The sequence below is a fragment of the Streptomyces sp. NPDC047982 genome (assembly GCF_043204165.1).
Taxonomy (GTDB): domain Bacteria; phylum Actinomycetota; class Actinomycetes; order Streptomycetales; family Streptomycetaceae; genus Streptomyces.
Window position 1 is genome coordinate 165,905 of record NZ_JBIDBS010000007.1, and the last position, 16,077, is coordinate 181,981.

Annotated in this window: 13 protein-coding genes; 4 read left to right on the plus strand and 9 right to left on the minus strand. The window is 72.9% G+C overall.

Annotation, left to right across the window (positions count from 1 at the left end):
* Positions 1 to 44: 44 nt before the first annotated feature.
* The 6 genes from ACGF2V_RS11455 to ACGF2V_RS11480 all read right to left on the minus strand — a co-directional run bounded on the left by ACGF2V_RS11455 (position 45) and on the right by ACGF2V_RS11480 (position 6,337).
* On the minus strand, positions 45 to 1,391 hold the full coding sequence (locus tag ACGF2V_RS11455) for a 6-phospho-beta-glucosidase (protein WP_362706387.1): 1,347 nt from the start codon (positions 1,389 to 1,391) through the stop codon (positions 45 to 47).
* Between the two features lie 259 nt (positions 1,392 to 1,650).
* Positions 1,651 to 3,285 (minus strand): cytochrome P450, encoded by a 1,635-nt coding sequence (locus ACGF2V_RS11460; protein WP_362622920.1) that lies wholly within the window; start codon positions 3,283 to 3,285, stop codon positions 1,651 to 1,653.
* 77 nt (positions 3,286 to 3,362) lie between these two features.
* Complete coding sequence (locus tag ACGF2V_RS11465; RefSeq protein ID WP_362622923.1) at positions 3,363 to 3,977, minus strand: ATP/GTP-binding protein; 615 nt, start codon at positions 3,975 to 3,977, stop codon at positions 3,363 to 3,365.
* Positions 3,958 to 4,329 (minus strand): DUF742 domain-containing protein, encoded by a 372-nt coding sequence (locus ACGF2V_RS11470; RefSeq protein WP_362622926.1) that lies wholly within the window; start codon positions 4,327 to 4,329, stop codon positions 3,958 to 3,960. Before ACGF2V_RS11470 ends, ACGF2V_RS11465 begins: the two co-directional genes overlap by 20 nt.
* Positions 4,326 to 4,733 (minus strand): roadblock/LC7 domain-containing protein, encoded by a 408-nt coding sequence (locus ACGF2V_RS11475; protein ID WP_073781436.1) that lies wholly within the window; start codon positions 4,731 to 4,733, stop codon positions 4,326 to 4,328. The genes ACGF2V_RS11470 and ACGF2V_RS11475 overlap by 4 nt, the downstream gene beginning before the upstream one ends.
* Positions 4,730 to 6,337, minus strand: coding sequence for an ATP-binding protein (locus tag ACGF2V_RS11480; protein WP_362706390.1), 1,608 nt, complete (start codon positions 6,335 to 6,337; stop codon positions 4,730 to 4,732). Before ACGF2V_RS11480 ends, ACGF2V_RS11475 begins: the two co-directional genes overlap by 4 nt.
* A 732-nt stretch (positions 6,338 to 7,069) precedes the next feature.
* On the opposite strand from ACGF2V_RS11480, the gene ACGF2V_RS11485 reads away from it, so the two are divergent.
* Complete coding sequence (locus tag ACGF2V_RS11485; RefSeq protein WP_362706394.1) at positions 7,070 to 7,825, plus strand: IclR family transcriptional regulator; 756 nt, start codon at positions 7,070 to 7,072, stop codon at positions 7,823 to 7,825.
* Positions 7,826 to 7,942: 117 nt separating this feature from the next.
* Here ACGF2V_RS11485 and ACGF2V_RS11490 read toward each other — a convergent pair whose 3' ends face one another.
* Together ACGF2V_RS11490 and ACGF2V_RS11495 are read right to left on the minus strand one after the other, a co-directional pair.
* The gene (locus tag ACGF2V_RS11490) at positions 7,943 to 8,449 is read right to left on the minus strand and encodes a MarR family transcriptional regulator (RefSeq protein ID WP_362622936.1); all 507 of its coding nucleotides are present in this window, start codon (positions 8,447 to 8,449) and stop codon (positions 7,943 to 7,945) included.
* Entirely contained in the window at positions 8,446 to 10,113 is a 1,668-nt protein-coding gene (locus tag ACGF2V_RS11495; protein ID WP_392911763.1) for an FUSC family protein, read from the minus strand. The genes ACGF2V_RS11490 and ACGF2V_RS11495 overlap by 4 nt, the downstream gene beginning before the upstream one ends.
* 284 nt (positions 10,114 to 10,397) lie before the next feature.
* Between ACGF2V_RS11495 and ACGF2V_RS11500 the strand changes: the two genes are divergently transcribed.
* Entirely contained in the window at positions 10,398 to 11,165 is a 768-nt protein-coding gene (locus tag ACGF2V_RS11500; RefSeq protein WP_362706397.1) for a VOC family protein, read from the plus strand.
* Positions 11,166 to 11,360: 195 nt separating this feature from the next.
* Positions 11,361 to 12,737 (plus strand): 3-carboxy-cis,cis-muconate cycloisomerase, encoded by a 1,377-nt coding sequence (gene pcaB / locus ACGF2V_RS11505; RefSeq protein WP_362706400.1) that lies wholly within the window; start codon positions 11,361 to 11,363, stop codon positions 12,735 to 12,737.
* 320 nt (positions 12,738 to 13,057) lie between these two features.
* Here the strand turns inward: pcaB and xylA are convergent, their stop codons facing one another.
* The gene (gene xylA, locus ACGF2V_RS11510; protein WP_362622944.1) at positions 13,058 to 14,230 is read right to left on the minus strand and encodes a xylose isomerase; all 1,173 of its coding nucleotides are present in this window, start codon (positions 14,228 to 14,230) and stop codon (positions 13,058 to 13,060) included.
* A gap of 299 nt (positions 14,231 to 14,529) precedes the next feature.
* Here xylA and xylB point away from each other — a divergent pair, with 299 nt between their 5' ends.
* A complete protein-coding gene (gene xylB, locus ACGF2V_RS11515; protein WP_362706402.1) occupies positions 14,530 to 16,056 on the plus strand; it encodes a xylulokinase in 1,527 nt (508 codons plus the stop codon).
* Positions 16,057 to 16,077: the final 21 nt, after the last annotated feature.

A 16,077-nucleotide genomic window follows, 5' to 3' on the forward strand; every position in this document is an offset into this window, starting at 1 on the left:
CGGCCCGCGCCCCGGGAGCGTTCCGCCCCGGGGCGGGACAGCCCTTAACGGCGGTCGAGGTAGCGGAGACCGGGGTGGACCTTCACGTATCCGTCGACGAGTCGTTCGGCGACGGTCACCGAGTCGACCAGCGGGTGCAGTGCGAACGCCTTCACGGCGGCGGCGCGCGAGCCGCTGTCCGCCGCGTCGAGCACGGCGCGCTCGGCGGCCTTGACCGCGGTGACCAGTCCGACGGCGTGGTAGGGCAGGGGGTCGACGGCGACGGGACGGGCTCCGCTCGCGTCGACCAGGCAGGGCACCTCGATGACGGCGTCCGCGTCGAGCACGGAGAGCGTCGTCCGGTTGCGGACGTTGAGGATGAGCGAGGTCCGTTCGTTGCGGGCGAGGGCCCGCATGAGGGCGAGGGCCACCTTCTCGTACCCGCCGGATTCCAGGTCGCTCTCGTCGCGGTCACCGGCCCCGGCGGCCTCCCGGTTCTCCGACATGTACGTGGCTTCGCGTTCGGCTCGGGTGCGGTTCCATGCCGCCAGGGCGGGGGTGTCCGGGTCCTTCATGCGGGCGTAGAAGCCCTCCTGCTGCTCACGGAGGAAGGCACCCCGGGTCCGCTCGGCGCACTGGTAGGCGCGTACGGCCTCCCGGTTGAAGTAGTAGTAGTGCAGGTACTCGTTGGGGACGGCGCCCAGCGACCGGATCCAGTCGGCACCGAAGAGCCTGCCCTCCTCGAAGGAACCGAGGAGTCGGGGATCCGCCAGCAGCCGCGGAAGTTCGTCACGCCCGTCGACGCGCAGACCGCGGACCCATCCGAGGTGGTTGAGGCCCACGTAGTCGACCCAGGCCCGGTCGGGGTCGGCACCCAGCACCCGGGCGAGACGGCGGCCGAGGCCCACCGGGGAGTCGCAGATGCCGATCACGCGGTCGCCCAGATGACGGGCCATGGCCTCGGTGACCAGTCCGGCCGGGTTGGTGAAGTTGATGACCCAGGCGTCCGGGGCGAGCCGTGCGATGCGCTCGGCGAGGTCGACGGCGACCGGCACGGTGCGCAGCCCGTACGCGATGCCGCCCGCGCCGACCGTCTCCTGGCCGAGGACGCCTTCGTCGAGGGCGACGCGTTCGTCGGCCGCCCGGCCCGCGAGTCCGCCGACGCGGATCGCCGAGAAGACGAAGTCGGCGCCCCGGAGGGCCTCGTCGAGTTCTGTCGTGGCGGTGACGACGGGGGCGTCGGGGACGTCCGCGGCCTGTTCGCGAAGGACCCGGGCCACGGCGGTGAGCCGGTCGGCATCGGTGTCGTGGAGGGTGACCGACGAGACGCCGCCCTCGGCGTGATCGGCGAGGAGTGCCCTGTGGACGAGGGGAACCCGAAATCCGCCGCCGCCCAGAATTGTCAGCTTCACGCTTCCGCATGGTACGGGGACGGGGCGGAAGCGGGCCCGCTCGACTCCGCCCCTCTCGTCCCCGCCCCCTCTCGCCCCTGGCCCTCCCGGCTCCGGGCCGCCCCGGCTGCGGGCCCCGTTTCGCAACTCCCGGCCTCACGGCCACCCGGGCCCTCGGCCCGTCCCGACTCCGGACCCGCTGGGCTCCGGGCGGGGCTGTGCCGCATGCGTGCGGGCGGCCCCGCCTGCGTCCTGCGGCCGCCCTCCGGGTGCGGCGTCGTCAGTTGCCGCTCCACCAGCGCGCGACGACACGCCACATCCTCGTCGGAGCGGACACACCGTGCTGCTGCGGAATCCGGTCGGCCACCGGTCCGTCGGTGGGCGCGTCCCGGGACGCGGCGACGGCCGTCGCCACCGCCGCGTCCGTCGCCGCCGAATCCGGTGCCTGCGCCGCACCGCCCGCCGCCGTGCGAGCGGGGGAAGGGGCGCGGACGGAGCCGGGGGCGGGTGCCGGGGCCCGGCCCACGTCGCGAACGGGTGTGGGACCCGTGCGCCGGACCGTCGTCTGCACGTCCCAGTCATGGCGTTGCGCGTGCGGCTTGCCCATGGCCGGCGGTTCCTTGTCGTCCTGGGGCGGGCGCGCGGCGAAGTCAGCCGGGAGCTCGACCAGTTGTCGGCTCATGAGGTTCCCGATCCACCGCAGTTCGCTCTCCTCGACGGCGAGTTCGAGGTCGGGAAGCCGCATCAGCAGCGCGTCGACGCCGACATCGGCGATGGCGCGCCCGATGTCCTGTCCCGGGCACTCGTGGGGGCCGCCGCTGAACGCGAGATGGGCGCGGTTGCCCGCCATGTCGGCACCGAGGTCGGGCCGCACCGCCGGGTCGGTGTTGGCGGGCGCGATCCCGACGATCAGGGCGTCGCCCGCCTTGATCCGCTTGCCGCCCAGTTCGGTGTCACCGACCGCCCACCGGCCGAAGACCGCGGTGAACGGTGGTTCGTCCCACAGCGTCTGCTCGACCGCCTCGGGCACCGTCATGTGACCGCCGCTCAGCCTGGCCCGGAAGCGGGGGTCGGTGAGCACCATGCGCAGGACGTTGGCGATCAGGTTGGCGGTCGCCTCGTAGGAGGCGATGAGGATCAGCCGGAGGTGCTCGCTGACCTCCTGATCGTTCATCCCCGCGGGGTGTTCGACGAGCCATGTGGCGAAGTCGTCCGCGGGATCGCGTCGACGGCGCTCGACGAGCCGGGTCAGCGCGTCCGAGACGTAGGCGTTGCTCGCGACGGCGGTCGCCGTGCCCCGGATCATGTCCCGGGCGGCCTGGACCATCCGGTCGTTGTACTCCTCGGGCATGCCGAGGACCGCGCACATCACCATCATCGGCAGCCGCTCGGCGAACCGGCTGACCAGGTCGACATGGCCTTCCTGGCAGAACTCGTTGACAAGCCGGTTGCTGTAGCGGTTGATGTGGCGGCGCACCCCGCGGGTGTCGATGCGCGCCATGCTGTCGGTGACCGCGCTGCGCTGGCGTTCGTGGGTGGCGCCGTCGGCGAAGACGCAGATCGGCTGCCAGGTGAAGATCGGGGCCAGGGGGTGGTCCGCGGCGACGCTGCCGTCCTGCAGGGCCCGCCAGCGCCGCGAGTCCCGGGAGAACTGCGAGGGCGTACGGGTCACGTGCAGGTTCTCGCTGTGCCCGAGGACCAGCCAGGCGGGAACGTCCCCGTGCAGCAGCACGGGCGCCACGGTGCCGTGTTCGGCGCGCAGCTTGTCGTACAGCCCATGGGGGTCCCGCTCGGCCTCCGGGCCGTAGAGCCGACGGATTCCGCCGGGGCCGATGCCGAGGCCGCGGGCCGGGCACTCGGGGGGTGGAACCGGCCCCTGGGCCGCTCCGGGCTCGTAGTGGAAGGGGGTTGTCACGATCGCTCCAGGGATCAGGATTCCCGAGAATCCGGACGGATGGGACGCGCGGGGGTGGGTACGGGGGGTCGGTGCGGTCAGGCGAGTGGGAGGGCCAGGCTGTGCAGATAGCGCATCAGGGTCATCAGCACGTCGCGGCTGGAGCCGCGCAGCCTGGCGTCGCAGTCGATCATCGGGACCTCTTCGGGCAGGTCCAGAGCGGTGCGCAGCGCCTCGACGGGGTGTTTCGGGGCGTCGGGGAAGGTGTTGATGGCGACGACGAACGGCACTCCGCGTTCCTCCAGTCGGCCGATGACGTCGAAACTGACCTCGAGACGGCGGGTGTCGATGAGGACCACCGCGCCGAGGGCGCCTTCGAACAGGCCGTTCCACAGGAACCAGAACCGTTCCTGGCCGGGGGTGCCGAACAGATAGAGGATCAGCTCCTCGCTGATGGAGATCCGCCCGAAGTCCATGGCGACGGTGGTGGAGGTCTTGCTCTCCACCCCGTAGTTGTCGTCCACGCCCACACCGGCCTGCGTCATGGTCTCTTCGGTGGTCAGCGGCCGGATCTCGCTGACGGATCCGACCATGGTCGTCTTGCCGACCCCGAACCCGCCGACGACCACGACCTTCACCGCGGCCGTGGCCGTGGTGGGGAGGACGTCCTCGCGCCGGGGGCCGGCGATCGTGTCAGAGCTTCTGAAGTCCATGCATCACCGCTTCGAGAAGGGACCTGTCCGGGAGAGTGGCGCGAACGACGGGTGCGCGCGACTCGATGAGGTCGGCCGCGAGGAGTTCCGTGAGGAGCGAGGTCACCACGCTGAACGGCAGAGCCAGGTACGCCGAGACCTCGGCGACGGATAACGGGGCCTGGCAGAGCCGCAGGATCACGGCCTGCTCGGGCTGGACCGTCGGCGTCGGCTCGGCGTTCGCGACGATCATCGTGACCAGGTCGAGCGCGGCGCGCTCGCCTCCGTCGGGATCGCCGGTGAGCACGTACAGCCGTTCCGGGTCGCTCAGCGCCGGATCGGCCGCTCGGCGTTCTCGTCGGGGGGAGTTCATCCTCCCTGCCTGTCATGGCGAGGGGGGCTCGTCAGATGGGCGCCGATCCTGACGACCATGTCACGCATCCGTGCCCCGACGAGTCCGGCGTCCACGGTCTCACCGGCCAGGACCGCGAGGTACGCGCCGGTTCCGGCCGCCATCATGTAGAAGAAGCCGCCCGTGACCTCGATGACGACCAGGCGCATGATGCCGTCGCTGTAGGGGATCTCGGTGGCGACGGCGGCGGCGAGGCTCTGCAGTCCGGCGCAGGCCGCCGCGAGGCGGTCGGCGACGTCGGGGTCGCCGCCGTGCTGGGCGATGCGCAGTCCGTCGGCGGACAGCACCACGATCTGATGGATGTCCGGCACGTCGTCGGCCAGTTCCTTGAGCATCCAGTCCATGTTTCCCCGCTGCTGGATCACTTCAGGTCTCCCTTGTCCCGGGCGTCGTCAGAGTCTTCGTCGGTCGTCGGCTCCTGCGGCACGCCGTTGACGGCGTTGGTGAAGGCCTCCAGCCAGAGCCCGGGCGGCTGTTCCCGGCTGGCGCCGCCCTGCCCGTGGCCGTGCCCGTTGGCATGGCCGTTGCGCTGTGCCGGGGCGGGGTCGGCGGGCTGCGCGGGAAGGTTGTGCGAGCCCAGCGGGGCGCGGCCGCGGCTGCGGCGTTGCGGGAGACCCCCGGCGGTCCACTCGGTGACCACGGGGACGTCGTCCTCCATGGCGGCCGCGGGCATGGCCGGGCGGGTGACGGGCGCGACCGGCCCGGTTGCCGGGCGCTGGGCCACGGGGCGCGGCTTGCGCCGGGCCGGTACGACGTGCTTCATGGCCTCGTGGTCGATGTCGCTGGTGGGCCGCGAGGTGGCGCCGATGCCGTGGGCGATGCCGGGAGCCGGTCCGGTGGTGATCATGGCGCGGGGCACGATGAGGACCGCCCGGACGCCGCCGTAAGCGGACTGCCGCAGGGAGACCTGGAGGTCGTACATCCGGGAGATTCGGCCGACGACGGCCATGCCGAGACGCGGGGACTCGCCGAGGTCGTTCATGCTGGAGCCCGCCTGGGCCCTGGCCAGCATGTTCTCGGCGCGTGCGCGGGCCTCCTCGCTGAGCGAGACCCCGCCGTCCTCGATCTCGATGGCGATGCCGGTCTGCACCTCGACGGCGGTGACGTGGACCCGCGTCTGCGGCGGCGAGTACCGGGTGGCGTTGTCGAGGAGCTCGGCACAGGCGTGGATGAGCGGTTCGACGGCGGTTCCGATGATGGCGACCTTCGCGATCGAATGCAGATCGACCCGCGGGTACTCCAGGATCCGGGACATCGCGCCGCGCAACACGCTGAACAGCGGGACGGGCTTGGGCCATTGACGGCTGGGCCGGGCACCGCCGAGCACCGCGATGGAGTCGGCGAGACGACCGATCAGCGCGGTGCCGTGGTCGATGCGGAGCAGGTCGTCGAAGACGTCGGGGTTGCGTCCGTGGTGCTCCTCCATCTCACGCAGCTCGCTCGCCTGGCGGTGGACGATCGCCTGGACGCGGCGGGCGACGTTGACGAAGGCGCGCTGCGCGGAGTCGCGCAGCGCCTCTTCGTTGTCGATGATGTTCAGCACCTTGTAGACCAAGGAGCGCTGGGCGTCGGGCAGGTCGTTGTAGCGCTCGTCCGCGTCGACGACGTCCCGGAGCACCTCTTCGGGCGAATTGCCCACGCGCAGCCGGTGGATGGCTGCGGGCAGGAGCACCTTGCTGATCCGTACGGTCTCGTCGTCATGGGCCGCGATGCGCCGCTCCAGATCGGCGAAGCGCCGTTCGTACGCCGCGCGCTGGACGCGCATGTCGCGTGCCCGTCGGGCGAGTTGGACGGTGAGCGCGGTGATCACGACGGTGGCGAGCGCGCCGCACCAGACGACTGGTATCCGGGCGGCCCCGGACATCAGCGCGGCGGCGGCGGTCGCGCCACCGCACAGGACCACGGGCAGCAACACGGCTCGAGCGACGGGTGCTTCCCGTTCGGTCGGTGGTGATTCGACACGGACCATCTGGAACCTCGGGCGGTTGATTCGGGAGATATACGCGCCCGCCGGACAGTTGAGAACAAGCACTCGAATGCGTCTCAACCCGACTGCGCTGCGCGTGAGCTTAGTCAGATCGAATCAGCGCCTCGGCATATTCACCCAACCCCCTGCGGGAACGCTCACGCGGTAATACACTCACGAGTTTCTGTACGCAGCGCCTCCGTGCGTGCACACGGAGTGACGGGATGTCGAAATCGGCGCAGGACGACACCCCACGTACCGCACAGCGGGACATATGCGCGCCACATGGCCCCGGATTCTCGACGCAACAGGCCAGGTCGACACGGGAATATGACACGATGACGGCTCGACCGCCCGACCAGGCACACCACCTCCGTCCTTCACAGCGATACAAGAACGCATGTGATCGAAGTGGATCGAAAGATGCACATTCATGACCGAATGGCGAGGTGCGGCAGAGGACATCGCGCCGTGACGGAAACGCCGTCGGTCACCGGTCCACAGGTCCGCCCGACCGACATCTCGCAGGCCGCCGCGGTCGTGACCGCGCACCACGGACTCGCCCGTGGCGCACCCGGTCGACACGAGGGCCCGCCGGAACGCGAACTTCACCCCTATGGACCACCCGCGCCCGCCCGGCGCCTCGTACCCGGAAGCGGTACGTCACCCACGCCCGCACCGGGAGCGGAAGTCGCACCCGAACACAACAGAACGGAACAGGAGAACGGATACGCCATGGGGCAGACACGGCGCTACACGATCGAATCGCTGGACACCGGGCTCCGGCTCATACAGCTCTTCCTCACCCGCGACCGGCTGACCGTCTCGGAGGCGGCCGCGTCGCTCTGCGTCGGCCGGTCGACCGCCCATCGGGTGCTCAGCACGCTGGAGGGCCGCGGTTTCGCGGTACGGGACTCCTCGGGGCGCGGCTACGCGGCCGGGCCCGAGCTGGTGCGCCTCGGCCTCCCGGCCGGTTTCGGCGCGGCGGTCCGTCGACGGCTGGGGGCCGTGCTGGACGACGCGGTCCGGCGCACCGGTGAGACGGTGCAGAGCGCGGCGCTGATCGGGGATCAGGTCATCGTCACGGACGGCCGCGAGTCGTCGCATCCGGTACGGGCGATGCTGGAGCTGGGGCGTACGCGTCCCGCCCACGCCACCGCGGGCGGCAAGCTGCTGCTCTCGTCGCTGACGGAGGAACAGGTGCGTGCCCTGTACCCCGGAGAGGAGTTGCCGGGGTACACACCGACGACGCTCATCACGCGGTCCGCGCTGCTCGCGGAGCTCGCCCACGTCCGTTCCCGTGGATACGCCGTCAGCCGCGGGGAGTCGGTCGCGGGGCTGCACACCGTGGCCGTCCCGCTGGCCGGGTCGAGCCGACGGGACCGGCTCGCGCTGGTGGCGTCGGCGCCCGCGGACCGGGGCGGCGACGGCGCCCTGCTCCGCCGCGCCGAGGAACTGCGCCGGTCGGTCGCGCTGCTGGACGCGACCTGACACCGACGGCGAAGGCCCTCAGTCGTCGGCCCCGTCTCCCTCCCCCTCAGCCCTCCCGGCTCCCGGCTCCCGGCTCCCGGCTCCCGGCTCCCGGCTCCCGGCTCCCGGCTCCCGGCGTCAGCGTCGGCCGCCGCCGATGCGTCCCTCCAACTGCACCAGCAGCTCGCTGAGCTGGGCGCTGAGCCGGGCGCGGGACTGCTCGTCGAGCCCGGACAGCACCGAGCGCTCGTATTCCAACTGCCGTGGCAGCAACCGGTCGACGAGCTCGCAGCCCTCCGCTGTGAGGCGGACATGGGCGACGCGGCGGTCGCGTTCGTCGCCGCGCCGGTCGACCAGCCCGCGTTCCTGAAGGGCACGCAGCCGCTTGGTGACGGCGGCGCCGGAGGAGAACGTCTCCCTGGCCAGCTCGCCGGGGGTGAGCTCACGGTCCGTACGGCGCAGGGCACCGAGCACGTCGAACTCGGGACGGGTCAGGCCGGCGGCGCGCAGCGGGGCGTCCTCCGCCTGCTGGAGCAGGGCCGCACAGCGATTGATGCGGCCGATGAGTTCCATGGGTCCGGTGTCCAGCTCCGGATTGACGGCCTGCCACTGCCGTACCACCGAGGCGACGATGTCGTCGGTCACACCGCTCCGTTCTCCTGGGCGGGGGCGAACAGCCCCTGCCGTGTTGCTGTAGCCGCGAGCGTACGGTGTCCTGCCTGCTCGGCCGCGAGGACCTGTTCGCGGGGCAGGGCGCGCTGCCACCATTCGCCCGCCGCCGCGTCGTCGGCCTCGCGCAGTTCGACGAGCGATCCGGTGAGCCGACGGCGCGCGGCGTCGAGGGCGGTGGGAGCGGGCTGCGGGGCGGCGAGCGCGTGGACGGCGTGGGCCCGGGCCCGGTGCACGTCGGCCAGGGCCTTCTCCAGGCGTCCGGTGGCCCGGCGGTTGGTCACCACCATGGCTCCGAGCAGGCCCGTGGCGGCGCCGATCACGGTGTCGAGCACCCGGTCGCCGATCAGTTCACCGGCCGGGTACGTTCCGCCGAATTCCATGACCAGCAGGGCCATGGGCGTGACGGCGACGGAGCCCAACCAGTAGTTGCGGGTGATCAGGGCTTCCGCCGCGAAGCCGAAGAACAGGCAGCAGCCGATGAGGGCGAGGGGCGAGACCCGGCTGAGCGGCAGCACGGCCGCGAACACGAGGACGCCCAGCAGATTGCCGAGGGTGCGCTGGAGGGCACGGTTCCAGGACAGCGACACATTGGCCTGGTAGAGGGAGGCGGCGGTGACGATCGCCCAGTACGGACGGCCGACCCCGGCCGCCTGGGACACGTATCCGGCCAGGGCGCAGCCGACGAGGGCCCGGGCGGCGACGGGCAGCAGCGGGGAGCCCGGGGCGAGCCCGCGCAGCAGTGCGCGGCGGGCTTCGCGGCGGCCTCCGGCGAGGCGGGCGGCCCGCTCGGCGTCGATGCCGAACAGTTCCTCGGACGTGCCGGGCGCCGGGGGCGGCACGGGTACGGGGCCGCGGCCCCGGGTCCGCCGCGCCCAGTCGCGGAGCCGGTCGGGGCCGGGCGCGGCGGGGGTGGCCGGGTCCCCGCCCGGGAATCCCCCGGCGAGTGCGGCCTCGGCGTGGACGACGAGGCGTTCGAGTGCCCGGCGTACGGGGGTGGGGCGCCCGGAGGCGAGGAGTGCCCGCCAGGCGGCGTGCACGGCGGCGACCGCGGTGTGACGTGTCCGGTGGCCGGGGTGGTCGGCGTACGCCGCGGCGGCGTCGAGGGCGCGGGCGGTCGCCCGGCGCTCCGGGCCCTCCCTGCGGATCAGCGCGGGGGTGAGCGTCACCAGCCAGGACAACGCGCCCGCGGCCAGCACCAGTGCGAGATGGCCGGGCACCTGGCCGAGGCGCTGCGGGCCGAAGAGCGCGGCCGAGGTGACGAAGGTGAAGATCACCGGTCCGGGCGGACCGATGCGGCTGGCGTCGCAGAGGAGCTTCTGCGCGGCCGCGAGCAGTGCGCCCACCGCGATGAGTACGGCGGCGGATCCCGTGAGCGAGGCCGCGACCAGGGATATCGCCATGCCGACGACCATCGAGAGCACGACGCCGGCGACCGCCCGGGCACGGCGGGCGTACGGGAGGTCGTGCCCGTACAGCGCGCAGAGCGAACCGGCCATCGTGTACATCACGAGGTCCAGCCGGTCGAGGGCGAACAGCAACAGGTTCGGCACGGCCGAGGCGACGACGACGCTGGTCGCCGGCTTGAACCACATGTCCGAGGGGCGGACGAGGCGCAGCGGCGCCACCAGCGGGAACATGCGGAGGAACGACCGCGCGGACCGGATGGTTGCCTTACTCACTCAAATACTTTAGCAGGTATTACACCCGTAAACATTCTCTCTCCTCCGAGGGTGTCGCCGGGCCACCGATGGCCGCCCTCACCCCGAGGCCATAGCGTTCGACTGCGCGGGTCCGGGAGGGGCGGGCGCGGATCCCGGCCGGGGGACGCGTGTCCTCGTGTCCCCGCCGTCCCACGTCCCCGCCGTCCCACGTCCTCGTCGCCACGCGCCCGCAATCGCCACGCGCCCGAAGGAGGAACGCGATGAAGCTGACCGGACCGGTGCCCGGTGGACCCTGCTGGGTCGAGCTGAGCACGTCCGACGTCCCCGCCGCCCAGTCGTTCTACGCGGCGGTCCTCGGCTGGCGCCCCGAGACCGATCCGCGCCCGGAGGCGGGCGGCTGCACCACCGCGTACCTGGGGGACGCGCGCGTGGCCGCGCTCAGCCCCACCCACCTGCCGGAGCAGCCGACCGCCTGGACCGTCTCGTTCGCCACCCGTGACACCGATGCCGCCGTCGAAAAGGTGAAGGGGGCGGGCGGATCGCTCCTGGTCGGCCCGCTCGACGTGCCCGACGAGGGACGGTTCGCGGTGGTCGCGGACCCGTCCGGTGCGGTCTTCTCGCTGTGGCAGCCGCGCGCCTTCGCGGGCTTCGAGCGGCTGAACGCCCCCGGCGCGCTGGGCTGGGTCGAACTCGTCACCCATGAGGCCGAACCGGCGCTGGCTTTCTACCCGGAGGTCTTCGGATGGACGGTGAACGGCGCTTCGGAGAAGTATCCGCAGTGGAGCCTGGCCGGGGACGACTTCGGCGGTCTGGTGGTCATGGACGACGCGTTCGCCGCCTACAGGTCGGCCAACTGGCTGCCGTACTTCGGGGTGACGGACGTCGACGCGGCGGCGGCCACCGCTCAGGGGGCGGGCGGCGAACTGCTGATGCCGCCCACGAGCGTTCGGCAGGCGCCGCGGATGGCGGTGGTCCGGGACCCGCAGGGGGCGGCGTTCGGCATCCACCGGGCGGTCGACGAGGACTGAGGACCGCCCCCGCGGGGCGTGACCCGGCACTTCTCTTCCGCTGTGCGAATCCGTCACCAAAGCGCGCCGGTTCTTCCGTCGGTGCCGGCGGGATCGCCAACGGCGTCCGGCGGCGCCTCATCGGCCCCCGGCGGGGCTCCCGCCCGGCGCGCTCAGCGTGTTCCATCGGTGGCCAACGGTCTTCCTGGAGTTCAGTTGACGTACGAGAACGATGCCGGTCTGCTCGCCCCCGGACGGGCGGGCTCCCCCGTCGAGGCGGCCACCGGCGACAAAGCCTTTCTGCAGGCGATGCTCGACGCCGAGGCGGCCCTCACCCGCGCCCAGGCCGCCTGCGGGCTCGCGCCCGTCGCGGCCGGGCGCGCGGTGACGGCCGCGGCCGACGCGAGCCGTTTCGACGTACGGGGTCTGGCCCTGCGCGCCCGCGCGGCCGGCAATCCGGTCGTGCCGCTGATCGCCGATCTGGTCGCGGCGGTCGAGCCGGAGGCCCGGCCGTACGTGCACCGGGGCGCGGGCAGCCAGGACATCCTGGACACGGCCGCCATGCTCGTCGCCGCACGGGCCCTGGCGGAGCTGCTCGACGATCTGGCGCGGGCCGCGGATTCGGTGGCACGGCTCGCCGTCGCGCACCGCAATACCCCGATGGCCGGCCGTACCCTCACCCAGCACGCCGCGCCGATCACCTTCGGGCTCAAGGCGGCGGGGTGGCGGGCGCTGATCCTGGACGCCCGGGACCGGCTGTCGGCCGTACGGCAATCACTGCCGGTACAACTCGGCGGCGCGGCGGGGACGCTGGCGGCGTTCGACGCCCTCGCACCGCGGACCGACGGGGACGAGGCGGCTCTCGGCGGCCAAGGCCGCGGCATGCCGCTGCTCCAGGCGTTCGCGAACGAACTCGGTCTGGCAGAGCCGCTGTTGCCGTGGCACAGCCTGCGCACCCCGGTCGCCGATCTGGCGGGCGCGCTCGCCTTCACAGCGGGGGCCCTCGGCAAGCCGGCCGCCGATGTGCTCATCCTGTCCCGCACCGAGATCGGTGAGGTGAGCGAGGGACACGGCGGCGGCTCGCCCGCGATGCCGCACGAGGCGAACCCCGTACGGGCCACGCTGATCGCGGCGGCCGCCCGCCGCGCCCCGGGTCTCGCGGCGACGCTGTACGGATCACTGGCCGCCGGGGACGAACGGCCCGCCGGGGCCTGGCACGCCGAATGGGAGCCGCTGCGCGAACTGCTGAGGCTCGTCGGCGGGGCCGCTCGGGGAGCCGCAGAACTCGCCGAGGGACTGCGCGTCGTCCCGTACGCCATGCGGGAGAACCTCCAGCTCACCGACGGGTTGATCGTCTCGGAGCGGCTGGCCGCCGTGTTCGCCGGCCGGATCGGCCGCGAGCGGGCCAGGGAGGTACTGATCAACGCCGCCGCCCGGGCCCGCGCGGAGGCCACGGATCTGGCCGATGTCCTCACCGACGTCCTGGACGAGGAGCCGGAGCTGGCCGGCCTCGACCTGGCCGAGCTGACGGAACCCGCCCGGTACACCGGCTGCGCGGGCCCGCTCACGGATCGCGCGCTCGACCGGGGGTGACCACCTGCGGCCACCGACGCGCGAAGAACGCACTTCCGGCCACCGGCGAAGCGGGCCCTTCCGACCGCCGCCGCACGTCTCCCATGCGTGAGGCACCCGTCCTCCCGTGCGCAGAACGCTGCGGCCCGTCGTACGAGGGGCCGCATGGCTCGGCCCCGATATGGAGCGCGACCTCGCACCGCTGGGGCCGAAGACCGACCAGGACCCGGCGCCGGAGCCGCGGTCGCCGAACCGAAGCGGCTCGCCGACCCGATGGCGTACGCCGGGGTCCGGTTCGCCGGCCGACCCGTACGAAGCGCGTGCCCCGCGGCGGCGGGCGGTCAGCGGACGCCGAGCAGATGGTCCATCGCCAACTGGTCCAGCGCCTCGAAGGCCATGCCCCGTTCCGCCGCCGCGTCGACGTCGAACTCCTCGAACGCCGACCGGTCGGCCAGCAGCCCGGTCAGGCCGTCGTCGGCGGTCGGGCGGGCCAGTTCGTCGAGCCGGGACGCGCGCAGCGCTTCCCGCACGGCGGGGTCGGCGCGGAAGGCGGCGGCGCGTTCCCTGAGGATCAGGTAGTTGCGCATGCAGCCCGCGGCCGAGACCCACACGCCCTCGTGGTCCTCGGTCCGCGGCGGCTTGAAGTCGAAGTGCCGCGGGCCTTCGTAGCCGGCCGTCTCCAGCAGGTCGACGAGCCAGAACGCCTGGCGCAGGTCGCCCGCGCCGAACCGCAGGTCCTGGTCGTACTTGATGCCGGACTGCCCGTTCAGGTCGATGTGGAAGAGCTTGCCCGCCCAAAGGGCCTGCGCGATGCCGTGCGGGAAGTTCAGCCCTGCCATCTGCTCGTGCCCGGTCTCCGGGTTGACGCCCACCAGCTCCGGGCGTTCGAGGCGCTCGATGAAGGCGAGGGCGTGCCCGATGGTCGGCAGCAGGATGTCGCCGCGCGGTTCGTTCGGCTTGGGCTCGATGGCGAATCTGAGGTCGTACCCCTGCTCGGTCACGTAGTCGCCGAGCAGGTCGAAGGCTTCCTTCATGCGGTCGAGGGCGACCCGGACGTCCTTGGCCGCGCCGGATTCCGCGCCCTCGCGTCCTCCCCAGGCCACATAAGTGGTGGCGCCGAGCTCGACGGCCAGGTCGATGTTGCGCAAGGTCTTGCGCAGGGCGTAGCGGCGTACGTCCCGGTCGTTGGCGGTGAACGCGCCGTCCTTGAACACCGGATGAGTGAAGAGATTCGTCGTCGCCATGGGCACGACGAGCCCGGCCGCGTCCAGCGCCTGCCGGAAACGCTTCACGATCCTCTCGCGGCCGCCGTCCGTCGTGCCGGGCGCAATGAGGTCGTCGTCGTGGAAGGTCACACCGTAAGCGCCGAGTTCCGCGAGGCGCCGTACGGAGTCGACCGGGTCGATCGCGGAGCGGGTCGCCTCGCCGAAGGGGTCGCGTCCTTGCCAGCCCACCGTCCAGAGGCCGAAGGTGAACCTGTCCGCGGGGGTGGGCATGAAGCGTTCTGTCGTCATCGTCTGGCCGCCTTCGGTGCCGTCGGGTTCCAGAACCCGGGACGGGGACCGGGGCCCGCCCCGTCATGTGTCTACGCCGGTGGCCAATCATGCACCCCCGGCCGCCGTACGGTAACCCCGTTGCCACCCCGCGTCACTCTCCGTACGCCTGCGGGGAACTCGCGGCCCGCCGCGGGCCCGGCCCTTTGATTTGTTCTCCGCGCGGTCAAAAATGTCCGGCGCATGCGTCGTTCGCCGCATGGCAGGATTCGCCCGCCCCGCGGCGCCGGAGCAGGGCGGGAACAGGAAGGAGGCCGACCATGCCGTCGCGTGCCGTCGTCATCGGTGTGGACAGTTCCACCCAGTCGACCAAGGCCGTCCTCGTCGACGCGGACACCGGCCGGCCGCTCGCCGTCGGCCGGGCGCCGCATGTGGTCACCGGTGAGGGCGGGGCCCGCGAGAGCGATCCCGAGATGTGGTGGCGGGCGTTGCGCGACGCCGTCACCGCGGCGTTGAGGGAGTCCGGCGTCCCCGCTTCCGCCGTGGCGGGCATCGCGGTGTGCGGGCAGCAGCACGGCCTGGTCGTCCTCGACCGGGCGGGGCGTCCGCTGCGTCCGGCGATGCTCTGGAACGACACCCGCTCCGCCCCGCAGGCCACCGCCCTCACGGCGGCGCTGGGCGGCCCCGATGCCTGGGCCGTACGGACCGGCTCGGCGCCGGTGGCCTCGATCACCGCCTCGAAGTGGCGATGGCTGCGGGAGAACGAGCCACGGACCGCCGACGCGACCGCCGCCGTGCGCCTCCCCCACGACTTCCTCACCGAGCGCCTCGCGGGCCTCGCCGCCACCGACCCGGGGGATGCCTCGGGCACCGGCTGGTACTCCACCGCCACCGGCACCTACGACCCCGGGCTTCTCCGACTGATCGGCCTGGACGCCGCGTTGCTGCCGGAAGTGGCCGGGAGCGGGGCGACGCGGGTCGGCCCCCTGACCGCCGACGCGGCCGACGACCTGGGCCTGCCCGCCGGGATCGCCGTGGCCGCGGGCACCGGGGACAACATGGGTGCCGCGGTGGGTCTCGGCCTCGGCGGCGCCGGGCTGCTGGACCACCCGGTGCTCAGCCTCGGCACCTCGGGCACGGTCTTCGCCGCCTCCCGGACGCGGCCGGTGTCGAAGGCCCTCTCGGGCTTCGCGGCGACGGACGGCACGTACCTCCCGCTGGCCTGCACCCTGAACTGCACGCTCGCCGTCGACAAGGTCGCGGCGCTGCTGGGCCTGGACCGTGAGGACGCGGCGCCGGGCGGCGAGGCCGTGCTCCTCCCCTATCTCGACGGTGAACGCACACCCGACCTGCCCACCGCGTCCGGTCTGCTCACCGGGCTCCGGCACGACACCACCCCGCGCCAACTCCTCGGGGCCGCCTACGAGGGCGCGGTCGTCACCGTCCTGCGCGCCCTGGACGAACTCCTGCGGGCCTGTGGCCTCGACCCGGACGCCCCCGAGGTGGCCGCCCGGCCGCTGCGCCTGATCGGCGGCGGCGCCCGGGGGCGCGTGTGGGTGGAGACGGTGCGACGGCTCTCGGGGCGGCCGTTGATCGTGCCCGCCCCCGGCGAGCCGGTGGCGCTGGGCGCGGCAGCGCTGGCCGCCGCCGCGGCTTCGGACGAGGACCCGGTCGCGATCGCCACCGCCTGGGGCGCGGGCGACGGGCCCCGACTGCCCGCCGTCCGGCGGGACCGGGCCACGTGGGAGCGGGTGGAGTCGGTCCTGGAGCGGGCTGCACGCCCCCTCTTGGGCGGGTCCGCCCCTCGTGGCTCCGGCATCGCGGACGCGGGTCATGGTGACCGGTGACAAGCAAGCGACGGGTCGCAG